This is a genomic window from Acinetobacter sp. QJM3NY_42 (assembly GCF_056173745.1).
Window position 1 is genome coordinate 346,014 of record NZ_CM149689.1, and the last position, 26,616, is coordinate 372,629.

Consider the following 26,616-nt stretch of genomic DNA (forward strand, 5'->3'; position numbering starts at 1 on the left):
TCATTTCGATCACTTACGGCGGTATCCGTGCGCTGACTATATCAAACCTTGCATCATCTGCCTATGGGCTAAGCTTATGTTTCTTGTGAAACCACTAGCCTGAATGATCATTTTTTATTCAAATTCAACAAATTTCGAGTCTTGGTAACTGTATGAATTCTACACAACAATGGCAAAGTGTCACATGGTTTGAAGTGGATGAGCATCAAGCAGGTCAGCGGATTGACAATTTTCTGTTTAGCCGGCTTAAAGGCGTACCCAAAAGCCGCATTTATCGGCTCATTCGTGAAGGCCAGGTGCGGGTCAATAAAAAGCGCATTAAAGCAGAAAGTAAGCTTGCAATTGGTGATCAGGTTCGTGTCGCTCCTATCCGTTTTGAGCCCAAAGATGAAACACCGGTACCTGTTTCTGACAAAGTCGCTCAAGGTCTGCTAAGCCGTGTGATTTATGAAGATGAAGGCCTGATGGTGGTCAATAAACCTTCAGGTATTGCAGTACATGGTGGTAGCGGTGTGGCGTATGGCCTGATCGAGGGTTTGCGTGCAGCGACGGGTAAAAAGTACCTGGAACTGGTTCACCGGATTGACCGCGATACATCAGGCCTGGTCATGATTTCAAAAAAACGTAGTGTGTTAAAAACCCTGCAGGACCTGTTACGTGAACATAAGATTAAAAAAACTTATGCGGCAATTGTGAAAGGGCAGGTCAGTCTGGATCAACAGCTCATTGATGCTCCTTTATACCGTTACGAACTGGCCAATGGCGAACGGCGTGTACGGGTTTCTAAAGAAGGGAAAGATTCTAAAACCCAATGGAACGTAGCAGAACGCTTTATGCACGCTACACTGGTTTATGCATCTCCGCTATCGGGTCGTACTCATCAGATTCGTGTGCATGGCTTGAGTATTGGACATCCATTGGTAGGTGATGATAAATACGGACATGAAACAGAATATAAAGGACCAAAACCACGTCGGCTCTGTCTGCATGCCATGCGTCTGGAAATTCCTGGCTATCCGACTATTGAAGCGCCTTTGCCAGAGGATATGCAAAGTCTGGCTGCACAGCTTCGGGCGCAGAAGAAGGATTGAAAAAATATTTTTCTGATACCCTAAAGCCCTTAAACTGAATGATGGGGGGAGCTGATCTCCTTCCAGGCAGGATTATTATAAGCTCTTGCGGGCACACTTTACCTGTACCGGATAACTGTTTTGGAACCTAGAGAATAATATGAAAAAACCTGTGGAACTCATCATTTTTGACTGGGATGGTACTTTGTTTGATTCAGTCGGACAGATTGTAGCAAGTTTACAATTTGCAGCACGTCAGTACCAACAACCTTTAACCGACGAGGCTGCTAAAAGTATAATCGGACTGGGTCTGCCTGAAGTGGCGCAGTGCCTTTTCCCTGCAGTTCCAGAATTACATCATGATATTTTACAGTGCTACTCTGAGCACTACGTGGCCCATTCCAAGACAGATGCCTGGTTTGAGGGTGTAGCTGAGATGCTGGACGGCCTGAAACAGCAGAATATTAAACTTGCAGTTGCGACTGGTAAAAGCCGTAAAGGGCTTGACCGGGTATTAGCTCAGACCATGAGTCAGGAACTGTTTAATATAACCCGGGCGGCGAGTGAAACGCGTTCTAAGCCTGACCCCTTAATGTTGGCAGAAATACTAGAATATACCGGTGTTGATGCCGAACAGGCCATTATGGTGGGAGACACCTCTTATGATCTGGAAATGGCTAAAAATATAGCCATGCCACGGGTCGGAGTAGGTTATGGAGTACATAGTAAGGCAATCCTCGCACAGTTTGATCCTTTATTTATCGCAGATGATGTGAGTGCTCTAAACCGTTTCTTGCAGCAGTATATAGCTGATCAGCAAGCAGAACCTGTCATGGAGCTGGAAACCTAGACCGGCAGCATGAAAGTCTCGATTGCTTTTAACAGATATAGTTTGGCTATCGAGCCCAATGTTTTTCGGTTTAATTACACATAACCACTTGGTCATTTAGTCAGACACTACATAGCACCTGACCAGGCATTTTCCTCATTCCTATAATATTTTTTATATTTATTCACATACACATTTTTTTAAAAGCAATAATAGTCTTTAACTATAGCAATAAATAAAATAAGTATTGGCATTCATTGCTGCTTTTTCCCATTCTTAAACTGTCTATATATACCTGCTTTCTGGAAGTGTCCTATCCAGCCACTGTGCTGACTGATCTGTTTTGTTCAGATTTATTTTTCCTTGATGCACAGACGAGCTTCCATCTGAAACGGTATTTGAACAATCTTTGCAGTTAAGGGAACTTTGATGTCAAATTCTGCTGTCGTTGAATCAGTGGCTTTAGCACTTTATCAGGCTGAAACTACTGTCCAGGCTATTGCCCCGATCCGTCCGGAACTGGGGGGTGAAAATGCTGATGTTGATATCGCATATGCGGTACAGGATGTAAATACTGAACGGGCACTTGTCCAAGGGCGCCGTCTGGTCGGTCGCAAGATTGGCCTGACCTCTAAGGTTGTGCAGGCTCAGCTTGGAGTTGATCAGCCAGATTTCGGGATGCTATTTGCCGATATGGCGTATGGCGATGCTGAACTGATTCCTGCCGGCAAACTAATTCAGCCAAAAGTAGAAGCAGAAATTGCATTGGTAATTAAAGAAGACTTAACCAAAGAAAAACATACCTATGCAGACATCATCAGTGCAACTGATTATGCATTGCCCGCGATTGAAGTGGTCGATAGCCGTATCGAAAACTGGAAAATCAGCCTGATTGATACCGTAGCAGATAACGCCTCTTCTGCTGCATTTGTACTGGGTTCTCAGCCAGTTAAATTAGAAAATCTTGATCTGGTGAACTGCAAGATGGTGATGACACGCGCTGAAGAAGTGGTGTCTCAAGGCATTGGTAAAGCCTGCCTGGCTAATCCTTTAAATGCCGCAGTATGGCTGGCAGACGAGATGGTGCGCCGTGGTCGACCATTGTTAAAAGGTGACATTATTTTAACAGGTGCTTTAGGCCCGATGGTGGTAGCTCACCCAGGTGATGAATTCAAGGTTGAAATTGAAGGTTTCGGCTCTGTTACAGCCGCATTCGCTGCTGAATAAGCTAGATTTTGAGAGAGTACATTCATGAAAAAGATTAAATGTGCAATGATTGGTCCTGGGAATATTGGTACTGATTTGCTTTATAAACTGCAACGCAGCGAATGGTTGGAGCCAGTCTGGATGGTGGGAATCGACCCAACCTCTGAAGGTCTGGCACGTGCAGCGAAAATGGGTCTAAAAACCACGGCTGAAGGTGTCGATGGTCTGCTTCCTCACATAATCGAAGATGACATCAAGATTGCATTTGATGCCACTTCTGCTTATGTCCATGCTGAAAACAGCCGCAAGCTAAATGAACTTGGCGTACTAATGATTGACTTGACGCCTGCGGCGATTGGTCCGTTCTGTGTACCACCGGTCAACCTTGAGGCATTACTGGCTACAGGTGAGGTGCCAAATGTTAATATGGTGACATGCGGCGGTCAGGCAACGATTCCGATGGTGGCGGCAGTATCACGCGTTCAGCCTGTTGAATACGGTGAAATCATTGCCACTGTATCGACCAAATCAGTTGGTCCGGGTACGCGTAAGAATATTGATGAGTTTACACGGACCACTGCGGGTGCAATCGAGAAGGTCGGCGGTGCAAAACAGGGTAAAGCTATCATTATTATTAATCCAGCCGAGCCACCTCTAATGATGCGTGACACAGTTCATTGTCTGGTTGAAGGCGAGCCGGATCAGGCTGCAATCACTGAGTCAGTGCATGCGATGATCAAGGAAGTTCAGAAATACGTACCCGGTTATAAACTGGTAAATGGTCCGGTATTTGATGGTAACCGCGTATCAATTTACTTAGAAGTAGAAGGTTTGGGTGACTTCCTGCCGAAATATGCAGGCAACCTGGATATTATGACTGCAGCAGCTGCACGTACAGCAGAAATGTTTGCAGAACACGTGTTTAAGACTGTTGAAGCTTAAAGGAATACCAAAATGTCTAAGATTATTGTTCATGATATGACTTTACGTGATGGTATGCATCCGCAGCGCCATCAGACTACTGTTGAACAAATGATAGCGATTTCAACAGCACTGGATGATGCTGGCGTACCTTTAATTGAAGTGACTCATGGTGACGGCCTGGGTGGTTCATCAGTGAACTATGGTTTTGCTGCTGCAACGGATGAAGAATATCTGTCTGCAGTTGTGCCACGGATGAAAAATGCAAAAATTTCTGCATTACTCCTGCCTGGTGTTGGTACGGTTGACCATTTAAAAATGGCACATGAAATTGGTATATCTACCATTCGTGTGGCGACTCACTGTACTGAAGCCGACTGCTCTGAACAGCACATTACAGCTGCACGTAAGCTAGAGATGGATACTGTCGGTTTCCTGATGCTTGCGCATATGGCAACTCCAGCACAACTGCTTGAAGAAGCAAAGAAAATGGTGTCTTATGGTGCAAACTGTATCTATGTAACGGACTCTGCGGGCTATATGCTGCCACAAGATGTCACTGACCGTGTAGCATGTTTGCGTGATGCACTTGATTCAGGCATCGAACTCGGTTTTCATGGTCACCATAACCTGGGTATGGGGGTTGCCAATACTGTGGCTGCAGTTGAAGCAGGCGCTGTTCGTGTAGACTTGGCATCTGCAGGTCTAGGTGCGGGTGCAGGTAATACACCACTTGAGCTATTTATTGCTGTTGCAAACCGTATGGGTATGGACACTGGCGTTGACTTGTTCAAAGTACAGGATGTGGCCGAAGATTTAGTGATCCCAATGATGCACAACCCGATCCGAGCCGACCGTGATGCGGCAACTTTAGGTTATGCTGGTGTTTACTCTTCATTCCTGTTGTTCGCTAAACGTGCTGAAGCGAAGTATGGTGTTTCTGCGCGTGAAATCCTGATGGAGCTTGGTCGCCGTGGTACCGTAGGCGGTCAGGAAGATATGATTGAAGACTTGGCACTTACCATGTCAAAAGCCAAAGCGGCAAGTGTTTAAGCTTTAAAAAAAATCCGTTTAAAAAGCGTCCAGTTCGGACGCTTTTTTATTTATAGTAGTTTTCATATACACTGCTTCAATATATTCAATAAAACCAAAACAAGTATGAAGAAACTTCTGATTATATTTTTGTTGCTAAATTCCAGTATTATTTTGGCAAAAGTCCCGCAGTTCTCTGATTATCCTGCTCCAGTGTTTAAGGGTAAAAATGCGGCGATGCAACTGAATGAAAATACAAAAAATTATAGAACCCGTTTTGGCTATCTGAAAAATGAAAAGCCAAATTTTGCCGGACATTATGTTATTGACTTTTTTGGCTGCGGGACCAGCTGTATTATTGGAATTGCATTTAATGTGAGAAATGGTGTTACTCAGTTTTTACCTTCTGGTGCATTGACCGCATGTTATAAAGAGGCGAGCTTTACCGATTACGAAATCTACTACCGGGCGAATAGCCGTCTCTTTATTACTTCTGGCGGTTATGATAATGAGGAAGGCTGCTCTACCAAATACTTTATAGAACAGAACGGCCAGTTTAAGCTCATTAAAACTCAGCCTTTTTGACTTAAAGCTAACGGGTCTATACAAAATCTGAGAACTGAAATATAGAAAATATCGTTCAGATTAAATTTATTTCTTATAAGTATAATTTAGACATATTAAATCTGAATAAAATACTTAAACTTAAAAACACTTATAAAAATTATAATTTGAGAAAAATATCTGATTCTTCTGGGCAATATGCCAGTTAGTCAGGTTTTAAATCATATCTTAATATTTATCCAGAAAAATGGCTTATTGCTAAAAGCTCTTAAAGAATAATAAGAGAACATTAAGCTCTGTCTAAAAAATACTTTTTAATCAGAATCTTCATACTGTAGTCTGATTTTTTATCAGATTATTGTTCAGCATGATGGCACCATTGCTTTACTTGATCAATGGATTTGAGCCATGCATTCCCACAACTTATGGATAGCACTTTTTGCTACGGTAACAACCTCAGGAACTTCTATTACTCATGCAGATTTTACTGATAACAGTCAAGTTCAGCTAAAGCTGCGTAATTTTTATCTGGACCGCCAGATTAGCCAACCTGATCTGAACAAGCCACAAGATTTTGGCAGCTGGTCACAGGGAATCACGCTGGACGCAAAATCAGGTTATTTGGAGTTAGGGAAAGCTCAGGTCGGCATAGACCTGCTGGCGCAATATGCATTGCGTCTGAGTAATGACCGTGGAGATAATGATTATATCATGCCTTATGATTATGCTAGCAAAAAGCAGGCCCGCGATAATTTCAAGCTAGGTATCACTCTTAAAGCCAAAGTCAATAACACCGAATTGCGGATCGGAGAGATCCTGCCCATGACGCCAGTAGTCTACTTTGATCCTTCACGGCAACTGTTGACCACTTATCAGGGCATATGGCTTGAATCTAAAGATCTTGATAAAACCAAGATAACATTAGGTTATCTGGATGGTATTAATGCACGATATGAAAATCAGTTGCATGATTTTAAATTGTGGCCAAATGAACTGAATACAGAAAAAAACCAGATCAAAGCGGGGGACAGTCATGGCATGATCGTAGCTGGGGTGGATTACCAGCTTAGCCCCGAGCTTGGGCTCAGTTATTTCTACGGAGACGTCACTGAAATCTATCGTCAGCATTATATTGGCGTCATGTATAATAAAAAACTAGACCAGCACAACCAGCTGGCGACCCATGTCCGCTATTTTGACAATCAGGAATCAGGAGAAGCACTATATGGCCAGATTGATAGTCAGGCTCTATCATTAAAAGCTGCCTGGACTCATGGTTCGCATACATTAGATGCCGGTTATCAGCAAATGTTTGGTGAGCATGGTAGTCATGCTCCATTTTTTCCAACCTTGTCGGGTTGGGTCCCGCAACCCTACTTGGCCAACTGGTCAGTGGCGAGTTTTATCCGTAAAGATGAAAAATCATGGAGTCTAGGATACAGCTATGATTTCAAAGAAGCTGGTGTACCCGGATTAACTGCAACAGTTCGCCACTATGAAGGCTGGAATGTAGATAATGGCAACGGGACCCGGGGTAAAGAAGATGAGAATAATCTCATTATAGGTTATACAGTACCGGAAGGCAGGCTGAAAGGCTTAGGGCTGCAATGGATGTATATTGATGTGAACTATGAGCAGATTCCAGGATTTATGGATCTGGAAGAACATCGTATAGCGACAATCTATACTTATAAGTTTTAGCCACAGAGACTTGCTAGAGGATGACTTGAAACAGGCCATCCTCTTTTTGTTTACGCTATAGTGAAAATACAGGATCTTTAAATAAATATTAAAATTAATTTTATAAAAAACAAAAGGTTAAATTATCGTTTTTTTATTATTTGTCATCGTTATTAAGTATCAGTCGGTCTTTGCCGAACATGTAATATGAATAGGTAAAATCATCAAATTGAATCTTTTGACCTGTTTTATGAATGAAGCAAAAATAGGTTAAGGCTGTATGAGGAGTAAGTATGAGCACAGTACAAATCCCTGATTATAAAACGGACCCATTTTTTGGTTTGGAAGATAAGTGGATTGAGACGGCTGAAGGTGAGCTGACCCATTATCATGAGGTGGGTGAGGGAACACCTATTCTGTTTTTACATGGTTCAGGAACTGGTGTCTCTGCTGCTGCAAACTGGTGGTTAAACCTGCCCCAGCTTGGCGAGCAGGCGCGTTGTATAGCAATTGATACGATTGGTTATGGACAGACTGTAGTGGCACCGGGCACTCCATATGGTATTCGTGCCTGGGTGGACCATGCTATCCGTACTCTAGATGCACTGGGCATTGAAAAGACCTGGCTGGTAGGTAATTCACTTGGTGGCTGGCTGGCATTCCAGCTGGCGCTTGACTATCCGGAACGTGTGCTTGGAATCATATCGATGGGCACAGGCGGTGCAAAACAGACAGCAGCACTTAAAGCGCATGCCAATCCGGTGCTGACCGAAGAGGGAATCAAGAAAACCCTATCAATGTTTGTAGTCAACAAAGACCTGATTACCGATGAGCTGGTTAAGGTACGTTTTGCTTCTGCAAAAAATGATTATGCATCTGACCGTCTGATGGATGTTGTGGGCGCACGTGATCGTGATCGTTTCGAATTCCCGCTTGATTTCGAAAAAATGAAAAGTATTACAGTTCCTGTACTGCTGATTCACGGGACGCAAGATGTGGTGATTCCAGTGTCACGGACTTGGGATATCCTGAATGTAGTACCAAATGCGGATGCACATATTTTTAGCCAGTGCGGTCACTGGTCACAGGTTGAAAAAGCTGATGAGTTTAATACCGTTGTTAAAAACTATCTCACGGCACACGGTGTTTAACCGGCATAGTATTTCACTTAAAAAGGATGGCTTTAGCCATCCTTTTTATGAGGTAAATTATTTAAGAACCGCCAAGTAAGCCTGAAGCAACGTTGATACAAATAGCTAGAATCACGGTATTAAAACCGAATGATAGCAAGGCATGTAAAGTATTTAACATGCGCATGTGCCGATTGGTGATTTCAATATCAGCTGTCTGGGCGGCCGTACCCATAATATAGCTAAAGTGAATAAAGTCGGGATAGGTCGGACGTTCAGTTTCCGGAAAATTCAAGCCATCATTCTGGCCCCTGGAGCGGGCAAGATAAAAGTCATGAGCATAGTGCAGGGCAAATACACTATGCATTAATAACCAGGATGACATGATCGTTAGAAATGCTAGTAAAAGATGACCAAATTTGAGCCAGCCTGTTTTAGGCAAGTCTGAAAGTTGGGCACCGATGGCGACCATACACATGATTAAAGCCATGATGACTAAAAGCAGAATAATCCATTTACTCTCATCTTGGCGTTTTGCCTGTTCTTGCATGTCGCTATGATCTGCCTGCCACATGCGATAAGCCAGATTAGCCAGAAATAACCATATTGCTGTATTCCAGCCAATCAATAAATTGGTCGACCAAGACCAGGACGTTAACCAGAATAACAGGATACTTAATACTGCTGCTGTCAGAAAAGCCAGAAAAAATTGTGGACGATTTTTAATACCACTCATCAAAGAATGAAAAATACCGATCGTCATATATAACTCCAGTTTTTCAATTGGTTATTGTTATAACTTTAAGCTAGATTCAATTTACTATGGAGTCTGGTTCAGATATTAGACTTAAGTTGTAATTTATCGTGAGAAAAATACAGCACTAAAATTTAGCTTTTTAAGATACGTGCTAAGTAGGCTGAAATAGTAAAAAAAGAGAGCTAGTACCTGAAAAAATATGGCTGGGTAGTTAAAAAACAGACCCTAATATTTTTTTAAAAAATAGTAGGGTGAAATGTATACGCATCAGTCAGGAAAAAATTAGGCATCATTACGGTTAATATCGAGATAAAACACCTTGGTCAGCAGTTCAATAAATTTATGCGCAGTAACTAAAGCCGTGTCTTTACGATAGCTGACATATAAATCTAAAAAAGGCAGCTCTACACTGAGCGGTCGGATTACCGTATTTTCCATCATTAATGGCGCAATATAACCCGGCAAAATTGTACAGCCAAGACCGATACCGATAGAATTAATATTAAACAGGATGTTATCTGCCTTTTGTATGATATTGAACTCAATACCGTTTTGTTTGGCAAAATCGAGAATCAGGTTATGCAGGGTGAGTGACTCTTCCGCAGCTGGAATTATAAAATCTATACCATCAAGTGCTTTTACTGGAATACGCTCATATTTAGTGAGCGGGTGATCTTTAGGTAATATGAAAATCAGGGGCTCACGCAAAACAAACTGGCTTTCAATTTCGTCATTCTGAAAGTTCTGCCGGGTAAAGGTAATGTCCAGTTCACCCTTCTTAATTAACCGCATCTGTTCATTATTGTTGAGGCTGAGCAGTTCGATTTTAAGGTCCGGATTCTGAACCCTTAAGTTAGGTAGAACATAAGGGAATACTTTCATTTCAGCAACCGGAACAAAACCGATTCTGAGCATCTGCTGTTTGGCTTTAGAAACCTGACGCGCCATTGCTACGGCTTTATCTGCCTGCGCCAAGGTCAAACGCGCCTGTTCCAGAAAAACAGCACCTTCTTCAGTCAGTTCAACTTTACGTTTGGTACGGTGTAATAGCTTGACGCCAACATCTTCTTCAAGATCTTTGATCTGCTGGCTAAGAGAGGGCTGCGCGGTATACAGTTTTAAGGCTGCCTTACTAAAGTTCAGTTCTTCTGCAACTGTAATGAAATAGCGAAGGTGGCGTAATTCCATAAGACTAATCCAAAAAATGTCTTATTATGATTGGCGAAAAGTATAATCTATAAACAACTATCTCGTGAAGATTATTCTACTATTTAGAAAATAAATACTATTTGACAATATGCCCGAGTTTTACTATAGAAATTTTATCTCTTAATAATCTAAAAAATCTATTAATTAAAACAAAATAAATATTTCACTAAAAACGGTTAAAAAATCATTATCCCTGTCTAGTTGAGTCTAATAACTTTGGTTGACGCTCAGTCACAGGAGTGCTTTTCATGAGTCGCAAAATTGATGTGCGTGAAATCGATGCTTTGGTCGATGCACAAAATGGACGTATCTCGCCATCTATCTACACTGATCCGGATCTGTACGAATTGGAACTGGAACGCGTATTTGGGCGTACTTGGTTATTCCTTTGTCATGAAAGCCAGATACCTAAGGCGGGTGATTTTTTCAACACTTATATGGGTGAAGATCCAATCATTGTGGTACGTCAAAAAGACGGCTCAATCAAAGCATTATTAAACCAGTGTCGCCATCGTTCAATGCGTGTCAGTTTCGCTGATTGTGGTAATACCCGTGCATTTACCTGTCCGTATCATGGCTGGTCTTACGGTGTAGATGGCTCATTAAAAGATATTCCTCTGGAAAACCGTGCTTTTCCACAAGGTGCTTGTAAAGAAAAATGGGGTTTAATTGAAGTCAACCGTGTCGAGTCTTATAAAGGCCTGATCTTTGGCTGTTGGGATGAAACCACGCCTGATCTGGTGGACTACATGGGTGATATTGCCTGGTATCTGGATGGGGTGCTGGACCGTCGTCCGGGTGGTACAGAAATCATTGGCGGCGTACATAAATGGGAAATTGAATGTAACTGGAAATTTGCAGCGGAACAGTTTGCTTCCGACCAGTACCATGCACTGTTTTCGCATGCTTCTGCCATTCAGGTTCTGGGCGCAAAACCGGATGATGAAACTTCTAAGAAATTAGGCGCAGCACAGACTGCACGTCCAGTTTGGGAAACTGCGAAAGATGCTATCCAGTATGGCTCGCGTGGCCACGGTTCAGGCTTCTTCTTTACGGAAAAGCCAGATACAAATGTATGGGTCGATGGTGAAGTCGCCAATTATTTCCGTGAAACCTATGAAGAGGTCAAAGAGCGTCTGGGTGAAGTACGTGCTTTACGTTTGGCGGGTCACAATAATATGTTCCCGACATTGTCATGGCTAAATGGTACAGCAACACTTCGTGTGTGGCATCCACGTGGTCCAAATAAGACAGAAGTCTGGGCATTCTGTATTGCTGATGCTGAAGCCTCTCAGGAAGTTAAAGAAGCATTTGAACGCTCTGCGACACGTGCATTTGGTCCGGCAGGTTTTCTTGAGCAGGATGACTCTGAGAACTGGATCGAAATCCAGAAAGTATTACGCGGCTATAAGGCCCGTAATAATCCGCTCATTATGAAAATGGGACTGGGCAATGAAAAAGTTCGTGAAGATGGCATTCCGGGGATTACCAATTACATTTTCTCTGAAACTGCAGCACGTGGTTTATATCGCCGCTGGGCAGATCTGCTGATTCATGAAACATGGGAAGAAGTCGAGAAAGCCGCTGACGAATATGAGAAGGAGCTAATGAAATGAGTCAGATCAGTTTAGAACTTCATCATCAGATTAGCCAGTTTTTATACCGTGAAGCCAAAGCACTGGACGACTGGGATTTTCGTGCCTGGCTAGACATGCTGGCCGATGATATCTCTTATACGCTGCGTACAACTGCAAATGCGCAGACCCGTGACCGTCGCCGTTCGGTACAACCGCCAACCACCTGGGTTTTTAATGACACCAAAGACCTGCTGGAACGCCGGGTCGCACGTCTGGAAACCGGTATGGCTTGGGCTGAAGAGCCTCCATCACGTACTACCCACATGGTTTCAAATATTATTGTTGAGCCAACTGACGTAGAAGGTGAATACGATGTCTACGTTACTTATGTATTGTACCGTGCCCAGAAAGAAAAAGACGTGACGATTTATTGTGGCAAGCGTCATGACAAGATTCGCAAGGTTGAAGGTGGTCTTGGCTTCCAGATTTTCAACCGCAAGATCACGCTTGATCAAGCGACCTATACGTCACATAACCTGAGTGTATTCTTCTAATGAATAAGATTTTTGTTTGCCAGGTCGATGAGCTCGATGAAGGTGAAGCGCTAAAAGTAGACTGCGGCATAAATGGTATTGAGGCCTTGGCAGTATTCAACAATGGCGGAGATTTCTTCGCCATGAACGACCGTTGTTCACATGGTAATGCTTCCATGTCAGAAGGTTATCTTGAAGATGACGGGACGGTAGAGTGTCCTCTGCATTCAGCCCGTTTCTGTCTGAAAACCGGTCAGGCATTATGTCTGCCAGCTACCGATCCGATTCAGACTTTTCCGGTGGTGATTGAAGACGGTGCTTTATATGTAGAGATGGCAGGAGAGTAATCATGGGTTGGCTAAAAGGTGAAGTTGCACTGATCACTGGTGGCGGTTCAGGTCTGGGCTGGGCTTTAGTTGAGCGTTTTCTGGAAGAAGGCGCGCATGTGGGGGTATTACAACGTTCACAGTCTAAAGTAGATGCCCTGAAAGAACGGTTTGGTGACCAGATTGTGGCTGTCGCTGGTGATGTGGCCAACTATGAAGACAATGTCCGTGCTGTTCAGGCAACCGTAGAGCGATTTGGCAAGCTGGACTGCTTCATTGGTAATGCTGGCATATGGGATCACTATGCCGATATCGTCAATACCTCTGGCGAGCAGCTGGATAAAGCCTTTGATGAAATTATGGGTATTAACACCAAGTCACTTATTCTAGGGGCCAAGGCTGCGTTGAATGAGCTGGTCAAAACTGAAGGGTCAATTGTTTTTACCCTGTCTAATTCTGCACTGTATTCAGCAGGTGGCGGCCCGGTTTATACCGCTTCTAAGCATGCTGGTGTGGGTATCATGAAAGAACTGGCTTATGAACTTGCACCTAAAGTTCGGGTCAATGCAGTGGCCCCCTCCGGTATGAATGTCAATATCAAAGGTGCGGCGTCATTGGGACAGGAAAATATTGGGCTGCTGGATGCACGTGATCCGGAAAAAATTGCTCGCGGTATGCCGCTTAACTTTTTGCCAGAACCTGAGGAAATGACAGGTTCTTACGTACTGCTGGCCTCTCGTCAGAATAACCGGCCATTGACTGGCGTCCTGATTAATGCCGAGTGTGGATTGGGAATTCGTGGCTTGCGTCAGCCACGTGCAGGCTTCTTCGATGAATAAAATCTTTCCATACAGTAAAGGACTAAATGGCAGCCTGTTGGCTGCCTTGTGTTAAGGAGCGTCTTATGCCCGTTAAACTGATTTGTGCTTCACATAGCCCTTTAATGGAGTTTGCCTCTCCACAGGACAGTTCTCAGGAACAAAAAGTTCGTACCGTTTTTGCCAAGTTGTCTGAACAAGTCAAGGCTTATAATCCGACACTGATTATTGCTTTTGGCCCTGATCATTTTAATGGTTTCTTCTATGACCTGATGCCAAGTTTTTGTGTGGGTATCCGGGCCAGTGCAGCGGGAGACTGGAACTATGGTCCGGGTAAAATTGATGTGCCAGAGCAGACCGCCCTGAGTCTGGTACGTTGTGTATTGAATGAAGGCGTCGATGTTACCTACTCCTACCGCATGCAGGCTGATCATGGTGTCACGCAACCACTGCATTTTTTATGTGATGGTCAACTCGACCGCTATCCTACCATTCCTGTATTTGTAAACGGAGCAGCCGCTCCGATGCCTACCCCTAAACGCACTGTAGCGCTTGGTCGGGCAATTGGCCAGTTTATCAAGTCACTGGATCTTGAGGCGGAGCGTGTACTAATTCTGGGTACAGGTGGTCTGTCTCATGATCCGCCTACGCCGCAAATGGGCGCAGTACCACCCGAAGTAGAAGAGTTTCTGATCGCCGGCCGTAACCCGACTGCTGAAGCACGTCAGGCACGTCAGGCCAAAATTATTGCAGTCGGTCAGAAGCTGGCAGCAGGAGATACTTCTGTGGCAGTGCCCCTGAATGCCAAGTGGGATCAGGCATTATTAGAAAAATTTGCCCAAGCGGACTTTGCCGCGCTAGAGGCTATGACCGAAGACGAGATCCGCCGTGAGGGTGGCCGTGGCGGTCAGGAAATCCGCTGCTGGATTGCAGCCTTTGCCGCTTTTGCCGAGCTGGGGCAGTACCAGATGACAACCCATGTCTATGAAGCTATCAGTGAGTGGATTGCAGGTTTCGGTATTGTTTCTGCTGAACTGAAAGATTAAGGAAACAGACAGATGAGCATTGAAACTATTGTTATTATAGGAGCCGGTCAGGCAGGTGCGAGCGCTATCCTGGAACTTCGTGCCAATGGATACATAGGGAAAATCATACTGGTGGGTGATGAAGTCCATTTACCTTATGAACGCCCGCCTTTATCTAAAGATGTAATCTTGAAGCCTGAAGAAACCAAAGTTGAGATTCTTTCAGTGCAGAAGCTGGCAGAGCTAGGCGTTGAGGTCATCCGTGGCAATGCCGCAGTAAAAATTGATGCCGATACCCATCAGCTCATCCTGAAAAATGGTGAAGTACTTGGCTATGACAAGTTGTTACTGGCTACCGGTGGCGCGCCGCGCCGCTTGCCGGACCTTGATGCTTTAGGTAAACATGTTTATACCTTGCGTAATCTGGAAGACTCTCAGGCATTGGTGCCCGTATTGCAGTCCGAGCGCCGGATTATCTTGGTTGGTGGCGGTGTGATTGGTCTGGAACTGGCATCATCAGCGCGCTCTAAACATTGTCATGTAACTGTAATTGAAATGGGCCCTATGGTGATGGGTCGCTGCTCACCACGGTTACTCAGTGAGTTCTTGCTGGCTCAGCATCGTCAGGCCGGTATCGATATCCGTCTTGAAACTAGAATTACAGGCTGTAGTCTGCAGGGTGAAGAGGTGGTGATTCAACTGGAAAATGGTGAAGAGCTACGTGCAGATGCAGTCATATATGGCGTTGGCATTATCCCAAATGTGCGTCTGGCAGTTGAGGCTGGGCTGGACGTTGATTTTGCTGTAAAGGTGAATGAGAACTGTCAGACTTCTAATCCAGATATTTATGCAGCAGGGGATGTTGCTACCCAGCTTCGTGCTGATGGCCAGTATAGCCGGGTTGAAACCTGGGAAAATGCCAATCAGCAGGCAGGTATCTTTGCACGCCATGTGATGGGTATTGAACATCCTAAAGCAAATCCGGCCTGGTTCTGGACTGATCAGCTCGGTATCAATTTCCAGTTTGTCGGTGATATGAGCGCGGCAGAATGGCATGTGCGCGGTACTATGGATATTAGCCAAGGGCCTGCCTCATCTTTTATTCTGTACGGAGTCAGTAATGGAATTATTGTGGCTGGTATTACGGTCAATGCCGCTAAAGATATGCGCCATCTGAAAAAAATGATTAGCAAAGGTATCGCTTTTCATGCAGATACACACTTGGACCTTGCCCAAGAGCTACGTAAAATTGCCTAAATAAAACGGCTTTCTATTGAACAGACCTATAGTATGGACCCACTATAGGTCTGTTTTTTATTGGTAAAAATTCAACTTTAAAGAATGAGCGATTTTATGAGTTCAACTGCTTCTGGCACTCCATCTGCATCGTTACTGTTTACTTCATCTGTTTATGCACTACTGGTATTGATCTGGGCAACCACGCCACTGGCCATTGTCTGGAGTGTAGAAGAAGTTCACCCGATGTGGGTACTCATTATTCGCTATTTTGGCGCTTCAATACTGGCATTCCTGATTCTAAAACTGATGCGTGCTCCATTACCTTTTGATCAGATGGCCATGAAGAGTTATCTGGCCGGTAGCCTGAACCTGATTGGTGCACAGTTATTTATCTATTTAGCAGCTAATTATCTTACTTCGGGGTTGATGGCTTTAATTTTTGGTTTTTCGCCACTGGTTGCCGGGCTGATTGGTCATGTCATCTTGAAAACTCAAAAATTGGTGGCACTACAATGGCTGGGCATGGCGATAGCAGTTGCAGGGTTAAGTTTCGTTTTTGCAGATCAGGCAGAAACTCAGGTAAATCCAATTGGCGTTATACTGATGTTTATCAGTATGGTGTCCTATATCAGCTCGATTTTCTGGGTTAAAGAGATTAATGCGCCTTTGGCCCCTATGTCTCAAGCAACAGGCTCGCTTTTAGTATCAGCACTGGCTTCACTACTGCTGGTTCCTTTTATTTATGAACATATACCGACTGCTATACCGGGTACTAAAACCATAATCGGCTTCTTATTTACCATGGTTATGTCCTCTATTGTGGCGATGCTGTGTTATTTCTGGCTGATCAAGCGCTTAAATGCTTCTACAGTATCTTTAAGTAATGTGATTACCCCGGTATTGGCGCTTATGCTAGGCGCCACACTGAATAATGAACAAATTGGTTCACATACCTTTGCTGGGGTAAGTATTGTAATGTTTGGTATTGTTCTGTACTTCTGGAAGGACTGGCACAGCCAATATAGAGTAAAAAAATATTAAACTTTAAATGTTTATAGTTAAGTAGCTTCTATAAAAGCACGGGCGTGCCCTGCAACTTTAGCTGATGAAGATGTAATAACTAACAGCAGAGAAAACAACAAAAAATAAAAAAAGTCAGGCCCAAGTTTGGCTAAGATCAGGAAAGTCCATTAGAAAATTGAATCAGCCGGTCTGATAAAAATAAAATTAGGTCATTTTCCATGTCTGAATCCAATAAAGTCGTTGTTTATGCAGCCCTGATCGGGAACCTGATCATTGCAATGGTCAAGTTCGTGGCAGCTTATCTGACGAATAGTTCGGCTATGCTGAGTGAGGCAATCCATTCAGTTGTTGATACCCTCAATGAAATCTTGCTGCTCTATGGACTGAAAAAATCCCAGCAGCCAGCCAATATGCGTCATCCTTTTGGTTATGGACGAGAACTGTATTTCTGGGCTTTTATTGTGGCCCTGATGGTGTTTGCATTAGGTTCGGTAGTTTCGATCTATCAGGGGATTCAGCATATTCGTCATCCTGAAGAAATCGTTTCACCGGTGATTAACTATGTTGTACTTGGAATTGCTATTGTTGTAGAAGGTACTTCATGGTTTATCGCTTTAAAAAGCTTTCGCAAAAGCAAGGGTAAACTTGGATACTTTCAGGCATTCCGGCGTAGTAAAGATCCGACTACATTTACAGTTCTGTTTGAAGATACAGCTGCACTGCTTGGTTTGGTAATTGCATTGCTCGGTGTGTATTTTTCCCATACTTTGAATATGCCAGTACTCGACGGTATTGCTTCAATTCTCATTGGTGTGATTCTGGCTGTGGCAGCCCTATTGCTGGGCCGGGAAACCAAGGGATTGCTGCTGGGTGAAACTGCAGATCCCTTACTGCGGCAAAATGTTCTGAGTATTGCACAGCAGGACCCGGCGGTACTCTCGGCAAACGGTCTGATTACTGAACAGTTGGGTGCACATCAGGTGCTGGCTGCCTTAAGTCTTGAGTTTAAAGATAATCTGACTTCAGACCAGATTGAAGCCTGTGTAAACCGGATTGAGGCCAATACAAAAAAAGTGCATCCGGAAGTGGTGGCACTTTTTGTAAAACCCCAAACCCAGAAGGTCTGGATGGAACGTATGAAAGATCGCCTCGATGACACAGCATAATCACGGCCAGATATCAGTACTTGCACCTACAGATTTGCCGTTTTATATAAAGATTTTTATTCATGAATAAGCAAGCTCATTACTCTTACCGTTTAAAGACGGAATCCTGCTGGTTACATACCTTGAGAAAACCTGAGTTTAGTTTCAGCCCTTCTGACCATTACAATGGAGAAGAGTTCTTTAATTATGTGGCTCATCCGGCCGGTTATCGGCGCCGTGATCTGATCAAGTGGTTATATAGCCGTAAACCTTTGCCATGGGAAGAGGAAAATACACAGACAGAAATTCCGGCACATGCGGGTCCACAGAACCGGCCACATGCCAGTATGGACGACTGGCAGGTCTGGTTTATTGGTCATGCTACCGTACTGATTCAAATCGGGCCGTATAATTTTCTGACAGATCCGGTGTGGGCAGACTATGTCAGTCCGCAGCAGGGTACAGGTCCAAAACGAAGCTGTACTGCCGGTATTGCATTAGAACAATTACCGGAAATTCATGCCGTACTCTTGAGTCATAACCACTACGACCATATGGACTTGGCAACTCTACGCTGGCTGCACAAAAAATTTGCCATGCCAATTTATACCGGGCTTGGCAACAGTTTTTATCTGCCTAAAAAGTTTCAGGTAATAGAAATGGACTGGTGGCAGGCTGCGTTGTTGCATAAGTTTCAAATAGTGTACACACCTGCACAACACGGTTCAGGGCGTGGTTTGCGTGATCGTAACCGGGCTTTGTGGGGGGGCTTTTCAATCATACATGAGACCGGTCACTGTTTTTTTGCAGGTGACACAGGTTATTCACCGCATTTCAAACAGATTCATGCCGAACTGGGAGCTCCCCGGATCGCTTTGCTTCCGATCGGCGCATATGAGCCGCGAGAGTTGATGCAATATATGCATATGAATCCTCAAGAAGCATTTCAGGCACATTTGGATCTGGCACCCCGTCGTTCACTGGCAATCCATTACCGGACTTTCCAGCTCACAGATGAAGGTCGCGAGCAGCCTGAACAGGACCTGAATATAGCCATGCAGAATTCATCCAAACTGTTGGGGCCATTTTATTGCATACGGGAAGGAAGACGCCTCATTGTTTAAGGTCTTTATTCTGTTCCTGTACAATAAGCTGAACTGCCACTACAGAAAGCATCAGCATGGCAATATTCATGACTACCGGATTAAACGCAGCTGTAAGTTGAAGAGGTGCTATACATATAATCAGCAGTAGCAGTCCTATAAGTCCGATGATGTTTAAGCTATGCAAGAGAATAGATCTAGGCCATTTCAAGAAGAATAAACCGAACAGCATTTCGATGCCCCCGGACAGACCCAGCAAAATTTTAGCCAGAACCAGATCAAGGCCCATATTTTGCCAGATTATGATTTCATCAGGAGATTGAAACAGAAGTTTGGGAACAAGCCCCTGATATAACCAGAGTAAGGCTAACGTGAGCTGAATGGTAAAGAGTGGACGCATAAAAATATGCCTGGCATTTATTAGTAGTGTCTTTTCAGAAATTATTTTTAATTGATTTCTTCAGGAGCAATATTCTCGCACATGACGAGAATTTTTTGTAAAGAGTTAATGCTCTTATGCCTGACAAGCAAAAAAAGAAACCATACCAGATGGTTTCTTTTTAAAGGGTTTATTTCAGGTTAAAGAAAACCTGGCTGGCCATAGGCTGGGTCCGAATCACGTGCAGCCTGAGCATCAGCTACCTCTAATCCCAGTGCTTTAGCAACACCTTCACCATAAGCCGGGTCGCAGGCATAACAGTTACGGATATGGCGGTATTTAACAAAATCCAGCGCATCCCCCATTGCCCGTGCCGTATTTTCAAATAAAACCTGTTTTTGTTCAGTATTCATGAGAGCAAAAAGTGCACGTGGCTGACTGAAATAGTCTGCATCATCCTGACGATAATCCCAGTATGCTGCATCACCTGTAATCTTTAATGGCGGCTCTCTATACTGCGGCTGTTCCTGCCATTGACTGAAGCTGTTTGGCTCATAATGTGGCAGGCTGCCATAGTTGGCATCAATCCGGCCCTGTCCATCACGGTGGTTAGAGTGTACCGGACAGCGTGGTTTATTCACCGGGATCTGCTGATAGTTTACTCCCAGACGGTAACGTTGGGCATCGGCATAATTAAATAGGCGTGCCTGCAGCATACGGTCAGGTGATACACTAATTCCCGGAACCAGATTACTTGGCGCAAAAGCTGACTGTTCTACATCTAGAAAGAAATTTTCCGGATTACGGTTCAGTTCAAACTTACCGACTTCAATCAGTGGATAATCGGCATGTGGCCAGATTTTTGTCAGGTCAAAAGGATGATATGGTACTTTCTCGGCATCTGCTTCTGGCATGACCTGAACATACATAGTCCATTTCGGATATTCACCCCGTTCAATGGCCTCATACAGGTCACGCTGGTGGCTTTCACGATCTTTTCCGATCAGTACTTCTGCTTCAGCATCTGTCAAGTTTTTAATACCCTGCTGGGTACGGAAGTGAAACTTCACCCAAAACCGTTCACTGCTGGCATTAATAAAGCTATAGGTGTGGCTGCCAAAACCATGCATATGTCGGTAGCTGGCAGGAATACCGCGTTCTGACATAACAATGGTGACCTGATGTAATGACTCAGGCAACAAGGTCCAGAAATCCCAGTTATAAGTGGCATTACGCATATTAGTGCGTGGGTCACGTTTAACAGCTTTATTCAAATCCGGGAATTTACGCGGGTCACGCAGAAAAAACACTGGCGTGTTGTTACCGACCATATCCCAGTTGCCTTCTTCAGTATAAAACTTCAAGGCAAAGCCACGAATATCACGTTCAGCATCAGCTGCTCCACGTTCACCTGCTACAGTGGTAAAACGTGCAAACATTTCAGTTTGTTTACCAATTTCAGAGAAAATGCTGGCACAGCTATACCGGGTAATATCTTGGGTGACAGTAAATGTTCCAAATGCACCGGAACCTTTAGCGTGCATACGGCGTTCAGGAATAACTTCACGGACAAAGTTGGCAAGTTTCTCATTGAGCCACATATCTTGGGCTAAAAGCGGACCGCGTGGGCCAGCAGTCATACTATTCTGGTTGTCTACAACGGGCGCACCGAAGTCTGTAGTTAAGTGGCTGACTGGACACTTTTTGATGTCTTGACTCATGCTATGCTCCATTCTTTGAATGTCTGGTGCAGTGGTGCTCTAAAATAGGACCAGTTCTTCTGACTAAACTACTGATCAAATCACTGTATTCTAGCTGCCACTGTTTCCAGTATCGGTAAGGAACCTTATATACCGGCATGTTCACTGCGTATTGGCTCTGCCTTGAACTACGAGCTATATAAACGTTCGGTATATCTGTTCTGTTAAGCATAATTTAGAGGTTATCTGATTGATTTACCAACGATAAAAATTAATGGTTTGTATAGGTAAAAACGATTATTATTTTATTTTTAATTAATTAATTAGATTTTAAGGGCTTAAGGGTAAAAAGCCGGAGATAGCGCGCCGGATATCTTGTTTCAGTTCAAACCAGTGCTGGTATTCCGGCTCCTGAAGCAGGGTCTGTGAAATCATGCCATAAATAATCCGGTGCAGATTGAGGGCAAGACTTTCGAGTTCTTGCCTAGGACAATTGCAGAGGTGCACAAGAACCTTACACCAGCTTTCTACATGTAAGCGATAGTGTTTTTGATAGGCAGACAAACTGGAAATCTGACGTTCAAGTAAAAATAAAGTGGCCCAAATGTGCTGTTCTTGCCAAATACTCTGAATCTGGAAATTAACCAGTGCTTCAATATATAACGCTAATTCTAAAGAAGCTTCTAAGGTATTGGCATACTGTTCTAGGGCTTTGGCCTGCTGTTTAATGTACTGATGGATGCAAAGTGCGGCCAGTTCATCTTTATCACCAAAGTATTCATAAAAAGTACCCAAGCCGACACCTGCCAGCTCAGTAATATCCCGAATAGTGATATCAGGGTAATCTTGAGTATCTAAAAGCCGAACAAAGCTTTCTAGTAAGGCGGCCTGAGTCATGCGCGCACGTGACTGTTGCGGTTTGCGGCGAGCTTTAAAGGCTGGTGTTTTCATATAGGAGAAACCGAACACTATATAGAGCTGATTCTTTTATACTGAAGAAAGATAAGAATGACTATATGGAAAGAAGAATGAATACATGGGCGACTCATCAAATCCAGAATCAGTTTGATGAACTTCAAGACTATAACCTGTTTGATACCGATCCGATATTACAGGAAATATTGCAACGCCATCAAAGTCAAGATCAGGCCAGGCTAAGCCAGTTAGGTACGATAGCCGGTTCTGCCGAATATTATCAGTATGCCGAACAGGCTAACCGCTATACACCGGAGCTTAAGGCGTTTGATGCACGTGGCCGGCGCTGTGATGTAATTGAGTTTCATCCGGCTTGGCATCAGTGGATGGTACTCAACCGCAGCTATGAAGTCCATGCCTATCCTTTTAGTAAACCAGATGATGCACAAGGCTGGCTGAACTGGGCAGCACGTTTTTATTTAAATGGGCAGATCGAATGCGGTAGTCTGTGTCCAACTGCCATGACGCTTGGCAGTATTCCCTTGCTACAGCGTGAACCGGCGCTATGGCAACAGCTGGGTGATAAATTACTGTCGCAGCATTATGATGCGCGCGACCTGCGCATAAGCCAGAAAAAATCAATCTGGTTAGGCATGGGCATGACTGAAAAACAAGGTGGTTCCGATGTGCGTGCCAACCAGACCAAAGCAGTACCAGTCGGACAGCACGGACGTGGGCAGGGTTATCTGATTACCGGTCATAAATGGTTTTTTTCAGCGCCGATGTGTGATGCACATCTGGTGGTCGCCAATACCGAACAAGATGGTTTGGCCTGTTTCTTTGTGCCGCGCTGGCTGGAGGATGGTCGCAAAAACAGTATTCATGTGCAGCGCTTAAAAGATAAGGTGGGTAACCGCAGTAATTCCAGTAGTGAAGTCGAATTTCAGGAGGCTTGGGGAATCATGCTGGGTGAGGCGGGCAGAGGTATTCCGACTATTATTGAAATGGCCGCATATACCCGGCTGACCTGTGTAGTAGGCAGTAGTGCCATGTTGCGTCAGGCACTGGTTCAGTGTCTAGCCTATACCCGGCAGCGTCAGGCTTTTGGTAAACCTCTGGCAGCACAGCCTCTCATGCAATCAGTACTGACCGATCTGGCATTGGAATCTGAAGCAGCAGTACAGTTAGCTATGCATCTGGCTTCCTGCTACCAGCAAGATGATCCGCTGTCTAAAGCCTGGCAACGTCTGATGACGCCAGCTGCAAAATTCTGGATCTGTAAAAGAGTGGTAGAACTGAGTGGCGAAGCAATGGAGGTTTTTGGAGGCAATGGCTACGTCGAAACCGGAATCATGGCACGTATTTTCAGGGAAGCACCGGTAAACTCAATCTGGGAAGGTTCAGGCAATGTAATGTGCCTGGATGTATTACGTGCGGTACAGCGTGACCGCGAATCTATAGAGATTTTAATACATTCATTTGCCGGAACTATTCAGGATGAACCATTGTTACAACAGGAATTACAGCAGTTGCTACAGCTTTTCGCACAAAGTCCAGATCAGCTGCAATTTATGGCACGGACTTTAGTGAGTCGCCTGGTCATTCTGGCACAAGCAGTACTATTGAAAAAATATGCTCCAGATTTTGTAGCAAATGCCTTTATCCAGACTCGCTATACGGCATTTCATGGTCGGGTTACAGGACTGATCGATCTCCATTTAGTTGATATGCAGCGTGTACTGGAACGGGCTTTTCCTGCTTAAAGTTTCTATAATTTTAAGGGTATAAAAAAGCATCTTGATGAGAGGGTAGCGTGACTTTAAAAAATACATACTGCCCCCATCAATATCTCTTGCCAGCAGAGTAAAATAGGCGATAATCTGCTGGCACAGGCTCTGTGTAAAAATAATACTCTGAATTAATCTGACCTGATAGGTAAACACTATGGCAAAAAGCAAGAAGCAGCCAGAAGTTATTATTCATAACTTTGTTGCTAAACATATGCATGAAGTCAACCGCAGTCATGTATTTACAGACCGCAAAAAAAATGCAAAACGCGGTTATAGCAAACATAAGCAAGGGCGATATTCTGATGATTATCGTCCTTCCTGTTTCAGCTTTGCAGCTTAAGTTAAGCTGACATTTATACCACCAGACGGCTAGATTTCACCATATCAGTCAGGCCATGCGTTTTAAAGTAATGCTCAAGCCAGCTTTTTACGACCAGCGGATTATTCATTCTCAGTACTTCTTCCAGTAACTGTTCAGCATCACTAAACGGTGTATGACAGATTGCTTTTCGTACCCTTAAAATATTACTTGAACTCATGGAAAGAGTATTAAAGCCCATTGCCATTAACAATACTGCCGAAAGCGGATCGCCTGCCATTTCTCCACAAATACTGATAGGTTTGTTATATTTCCGGCATTCTCCCACCAGGCGGTAGAGGGCTCGCAGTACTGAAGGATGAAAATGTGAATAGACATTGGCAACCCGAGGATTATTACGGTCAACTGCCAGCAAATATTGAGTCAGGTCATTCGAACCCACTGAAAAGAAATCTACCAGATCGGCGAATTCATCAATCTGTAACAGTACACTCGGTACTTCCACCATGATTCCGATTTTTGGTTTAGTGATCTTGACCTGCTCTTCTTCCTGAACCGCGACCCAGTCCCGTTCTAGCAGATAAAGCACTTCTTCTACTTCACTGACACTGGTTACCATAGGCAGCAAAATGTGCAAATTGTTGAGTCCAATGCTGGCTTTGAGCATAGCACGAATCTGTGAGGAAAAAATTTCCGGATGGTCTAGTGTAAAACGCAGACCACGCCAGCCGAGCGCCGAATTTTCTTCTTCAATTGAAAAATATGGCAGATCTTTATCTGCACCAATGTCAAGCGTACGCATTACTACCGGTTTATTGGCAAAGTGGCTCAGCTGCTGGCGGTAAATTGCACGCTGTTCTTCTTCACCCGGAAAACGGTCACGCAGCATAAAGGGGATTTCAGAGCGGTACAGGCCTACACCTTTGGCGCCGCGTTGAACACCACGGACCACATCGATCATTAAACCAGTATTGACGTAAAGCGGAACCACATGTCCATCTGGCGTGATCGCATCACGAGTTTCATACTGTTTTAAATCCTTGGCGATCTGCTCTTCTTCTTTTTGCACATCTTTATAGCGCTGACGCAGGCGCCGTGGCGGATTAATAAAAACCCGACCTTGATAGGCATCTACAATCATCTCGACATCATCAAGCGTATTAACGGGTAATTCGGTTACACCGACAACAGTCGGAATACCTAATGCCCGCGCTACAATCACCATATGTGAGTTGGTTGCGCCTTCAGAGGTGACAATCGCAGCAATTTTATCGACAGGTAGCTCTACCAGTGCCGCCGTACTGATTTCTTCACCAATTAAAATACTGTCAGCACTTAGTTCGCGGTGACCAGACTCAGCCTCCTGCAAATAAGCCAGAATACGTCGGCCTAAATCTTTTAAGTCTGCCACCCGTTCACGCAGATAATCATCTTCCATCAGGGAGAACAGATTAATATGTTTATCAATTACCCGGCGGACAGCACCCTGTGCCCAGCTGCCATTACGAATCAACTCTTTAATCTCGGCCGGCAAAGCATTTTCATCCAGCATCCGTAAAAAGACACTAAACAGCGCCCGTTCATCAGAAATCAGGGAATCCTGCATTTTCTCATCCAGTGCCTTGATTTCAGTACGCACTGACTGTACCGCCTGATCAAGTAAATTCAGCTCATCGCTAATATCTTCTGCTTCACGGTCAGGCACGGCAGCCAAGTCAGCCGGAGGATATAAAATGATTGCGCGGCCTAAGGCGATTCCACCTGCACCTGAAACGCCTTGAAAGGTTTTATAAGTGGTAGAGTTATTGAATTTTCGAAAGACATCAATATTGCCTACAGCATGGGCATGAGCAATAACGCCGGAGAGCTGTGCACACAGCGTGACTAGAAAAGACTCAGCCGCTTCACTGAAATCCTGTGATTCCCGGTTTTGTACGACCAACACACCCATCACCTTACGGCGATACATGACCGGCACGCCTAAAAAGGAGTTATAGATTTCCTCACCAGTTTCTGGCAAATATAAAAATCGTTCATGTTTAGGGGCATTGTCGAGGTTGACGATTTCCTCACGTTGACCGACCAGCCCAACCAGGCCTTCACCTACCTGTAACGAAACATTCCCGACAGATTCTGGCTTTAAACCTTTTGAAGCCATAAGCAGATAACGCTGATTGCGTTCATCTAGCAGATAAACCGAACACACATCCACATTCATGGCCTCGGCCACCCGGTTCACCATAATTTCCAAGGACTCATGCAGACTGACCGACGCATTGATTTCCTGCACAATACGTCTTAGGGTGTCCAGCTGCATGTTTGACAT

General features: G+C 44.3%; 25 protein-coding genes. 19 read left to right on the top strand and 6 right to left on the bottom strand.

What is annotated here, in order from left to right:
- Window positions 1-152 precede the first annotated feature (152 nt).
- From AC0VYT_RS01575 to AC0VYT_RS01610, 8 genes are all read left to right on the top strand, one after another.
- Entirely contained in the window at window positions 153-1,091 is a 939-nt protein-coding gene (locus tag AC0VYT_RS01575) for an RluA family pseudouridine synthase (protein WP_005023192.1), read from the top strand.
- 139 nt (window positions 1,092-1,230) lie between these two features.
- Window positions 1,231-1,920 carry an HAD-IA family hydrolase gene (locus tag AC0VYT_RS01580; RefSeq protein ID WP_101160005.1) on the top strand — a complete coding sequence of 230 codons (690 nt, stop codon included), beginning with the start codon at window positions 1,231-1,233 and terminating at the stop codon, window positions 1,918-1,920.
- Between the two features lie 408 nt (window positions 1,921-2,328).
- Window positions 2,329-3,126 (top strand): 2-keto-4-pentenoate hydratase, encoded by a 798-nt coding sequence (locus AC0VYT_RS01585; RefSeq protein ID WP_026443935.1) that lies wholly within the window; start codon window positions 2,329-2,331, stop codon window positions 3,124-3,126.
- Between the two features lie 24 nt (window positions 3,127-3,150).
- Entirely contained in the window at window positions 3,151-4,047 is an 897-nt protein-coding gene (locus tag AC0VYT_RS01590; RefSeq protein WP_005016823.1) for an acetaldehyde dehydrogenase (acetylating), read from the top strand.
- 12 nt (window positions 4,048-4,059) lie between these two features.
- The gene (dmpG, locus tag AC0VYT_RS01595) at window positions 4,060-5,079 is read left to right on the top strand and encodes a 4-hydroxy-2-oxovalerate aldolase (RefSeq protein WP_005016820.1); all 1,020 of its coding nucleotides are present in this window, start codon (window positions 4,060-4,062) and stop codon (window positions 5,077-5,079) included.
- 153 nt (window positions 5,080-5,232) lie between these two features.
- Complete coding sequence (locus AC0VYT_RS01600; RefSeq protein ID WP_227592456.1) at window positions 5,233-5,643, top strand: hypothetical protein; 411 nt, start codon at window positions 5,233-5,235, stop codon at window positions 5,641-5,643.
- A gap of 387 nt (window positions 5,644-6,030) precedes the next feature.
- Window positions 6,031-7,323, top strand: coding sequence for an OprD family outer membrane porin (locus AC0VYT_RS01605; RefSeq protein WP_005016816.1), 1,293 nt, complete (start codon window positions 6,031-6,033; stop codon window positions 7,321-7,323).
- A gap of 272 nt (window positions 7,324-7,595) precedes the next feature.
- The gene (locus tag AC0VYT_RS01610; RefSeq protein WP_005016815.1) at window positions 7,596-8,453 is read left to right on the top strand and encodes an alpha/beta fold hydrolase; all 858 of its coding nucleotides are present in this window, start codon (window positions 7,596-7,598) and stop codon (window positions 8,451-8,453) included.
- Between the two features lie 61 nt (window positions 8,454-8,514).
- Here AC0VYT_RS01610 and AC0VYT_RS01615 read toward each other — a convergent pair whose 3' ends face one another.
- Together AC0VYT_RS01615 and hcaR are read right to left on the bottom strand one after the other, a co-directional pair.
- A complete protein-coding gene (locus AC0VYT_RS01615) occupies window positions 8,515-9,195 on the bottom strand; it encodes a DUF1345 domain-containing protein (protein WP_005016810.1) in 681 nt (226 codons plus the stop codon).
- Between the two features lie 276 nt (window positions 9,196-9,471).
- Window positions 9,472-10,377, bottom strand: coding sequence for a DNA-binding transcriptional regulator HcaR (gene hcaR, locus AC0VYT_RS01620; RefSeq protein WP_005016808.1), 906 nt, complete (start codon window positions 10,375-10,377; stop codon window positions 9,472-9,474).
- Window positions 10,378-10,646: 269 nt separating this feature from the next.
- Here hcaR and hcaE point away from each other — a divergent pair, with 269 nt between their 5' ends.
- From hcaE to AC0VYT_RS01665, 9 genes are all read left to right on the top strand, one after another.
- Window positions 10,647-12,014, top strand: coding sequence for a 3-phenylpropionate/cinnamic acid dioxygenase subunit alpha (hcaE, locus tag AC0VYT_RS01625; protein ID WP_005016805.1), 1,368 nt, complete (start codon window positions 10,647-10,649; stop codon window positions 12,012-12,014).
- Window positions 12,011-12,529, top strand: a complete 519-nt coding sequence (gene hcaF / locus AC0VYT_RS01630; protein ID WP_005016802.1) for a 3-phenylpropionate/cinnamic acid dioxygenase subunit beta — start codon at window positions 12,011-12,013, stop codon at window positions 12,527-12,529. The genes hcaE and hcaF overlap by 4 nt, the downstream gene beginning before the upstream one ends.
- Window positions 12,529-12,855, top strand: coding sequence for a 3-phenylpropionate/cinnamic acid dioxygenase ferredoxin subunit (gene hcaC, locus AC0VYT_RS01635; protein ID WP_005016801.1), 327 nt, complete (start codon window positions 12,529-12,531; stop codon window positions 12,853-12,855). The genes hcaF and hcaC overlap by 1 nt, the downstream gene beginning before the upstream one ends.
- Window positions 12,856-12,857: 2 nt before the next feature.
- Window positions 12,858-13,673 carry a 3-phenylpropionate-dihydrodiol/cinnamic acid-dihydrodiol dehydrogenase gene (hcaB, locus tag AC0VYT_RS01640; protein WP_005016792.1) on the top strand — a complete coding sequence of 272 codons (816 nt, stop codon included), beginning with the start codon at window positions 12,858-12,860 and terminating at the stop codon, window positions 13,671-13,673.
- A gap of 65 nt (window positions 13,674-13,738) precedes the next feature.
- Window positions 13,739-14,698 carry a 3-carboxyethylcatechol 2,3-dioxygenase gene (locus AC0VYT_RS01645; RefSeq protein ID WP_005016790.1) on the top strand — a complete coding sequence of 320 codons (960 nt, stop codon included), beginning with the start codon at window positions 13,739-13,741 and terminating at the stop codon, window positions 14,696-14,698.
- 12 nt (window positions 14,699-14,710) lie between these two features.
- Entirely contained in the window at window positions 14,711-15,934 is a 1,224-nt protein-coding gene (gene hcaD, locus AC0VYT_RS01650; RefSeq protein WP_005016789.1) for a 3-phenylpropionate/cinnamic acid dioxygenase ferredoxin--NAD(+) reductase subunit, read from the top strand.
- A gap of 96 nt (window positions 15,935-16,030) precedes the next feature.
- On the top strand, window positions 16,031-16,957 hold the full coding sequence (locus AC0VYT_RS01655; RefSeq protein WP_005016786.1) for a DMT family transporter: 927 nt from the start codon (window positions 16,031-16,033) through the stop codon (window positions 16,955-16,957).
- Window positions 16,958-17,157: 200 nt separating this feature from the next.
- Window positions 17,158-18,105, top strand: coding sequence for a cation diffusion facilitator family transporter (locus AC0VYT_RS01660; protein WP_005023221.1), 948 nt, complete (start codon window positions 17,158-17,160; stop codon window positions 18,103-18,105).
- Window positions 18,106-18,167: 62 nt separating this feature from the next.
- Complete coding sequence (locus tag AC0VYT_RS01665; RefSeq protein ID WP_005023224.1) at window positions 18,168-19,208, top strand: MBL fold metallo-hydrolase; 1,041 nt, start codon at window positions 18,168-18,170, stop codon at window positions 19,206-19,208.
- Here AC0VYT_RS01665 and AC0VYT_RS01670 read toward each other — a convergent pair.
- The 3 genes from AC0VYT_RS01670 to AC0VYT_RS01680 all read right to left on the bottom strand — a co-directional run bounded on the left by AC0VYT_RS01670 (window position 19,198) and on the right by AC0VYT_RS01680 (window position 22,217).
- A complete protein-coding gene (locus AC0VYT_RS01670) occupies window positions 19,198-19,587 on the bottom strand; it encodes a DoxX-like family protein (RefSeq protein ID WP_005023226.1) in 390 nt (129 codons plus the stop codon). The genes AC0VYT_RS01665 and AC0VYT_RS01670 overlap by 11 nt on opposite strands.
- A 179-nt stretch (window positions 19,588-19,766) precedes the next feature.
- The gene (locus AC0VYT_RS01675; RefSeq protein ID WP_005023229.1) at window positions 19,767-21,287 is read right to left on the bottom strand and encodes a catalase; all 1,521 of its coding nucleotides are present in this window, start codon (window positions 21,285-21,287) and stop codon (window positions 19,767-19,769) included.
- Between the two features lie 309 nt (window positions 21,288-21,596).
- Window positions 21,597-22,217, bottom strand: a complete 621-nt coding sequence (locus AC0VYT_RS01680; protein WP_005023232.1) for a TetR/AcrR family transcriptional regulator — start codon at window positions 22,215-22,217, stop codon at window positions 21,597-21,599.
- A gap of 77 nt (window positions 22,218-22,294) precedes the next feature.
- Here AC0VYT_RS01680 and AC0VYT_RS01685 point away from each other — a divergent pair, with 77 nt between their 5' ends.
- Together AC0VYT_RS01685 and AC0VYT_RS01690 are read left to right on the top strand one after the other, a co-directional pair.
- Window positions 22,295-23,944, top strand: a complete 1,650-nt coding sequence (locus AC0VYT_RS01685) for an acyl-CoA dehydrogenase family protein (protein ID WP_005023235.1) — start codon at window positions 22,295-22,297, stop codon at window positions 23,942-23,944.
- 181 nt (window positions 23,945-24,125) lie between these two features.
- Window positions 24,126-24,311 (top strand): DUF7230 family protein, encoded by a 186-nt coding sequence (locus AC0VYT_RS01690; protein WP_005023237.1) that lies wholly within the window; start codon window positions 24,126-24,128, stop codon window positions 24,309-24,311.
- A 13-nt stretch (window positions 24,312-24,324) separates the two neighbouring features.
- Here the strand turns inward: AC0VYT_RS01690 and ptsP are convergent, their stop codons facing one another.
- Window positions 24,325-26,616, bottom strand: coding sequence for a phosphoenolpyruvate--protein phosphotransferase (gene ptsP / locus AC0VYT_RS01695; protein WP_005023238.1), 2,292 nt, complete (start codon window positions 26,614-26,616; stop codon window positions 24,325-24,327).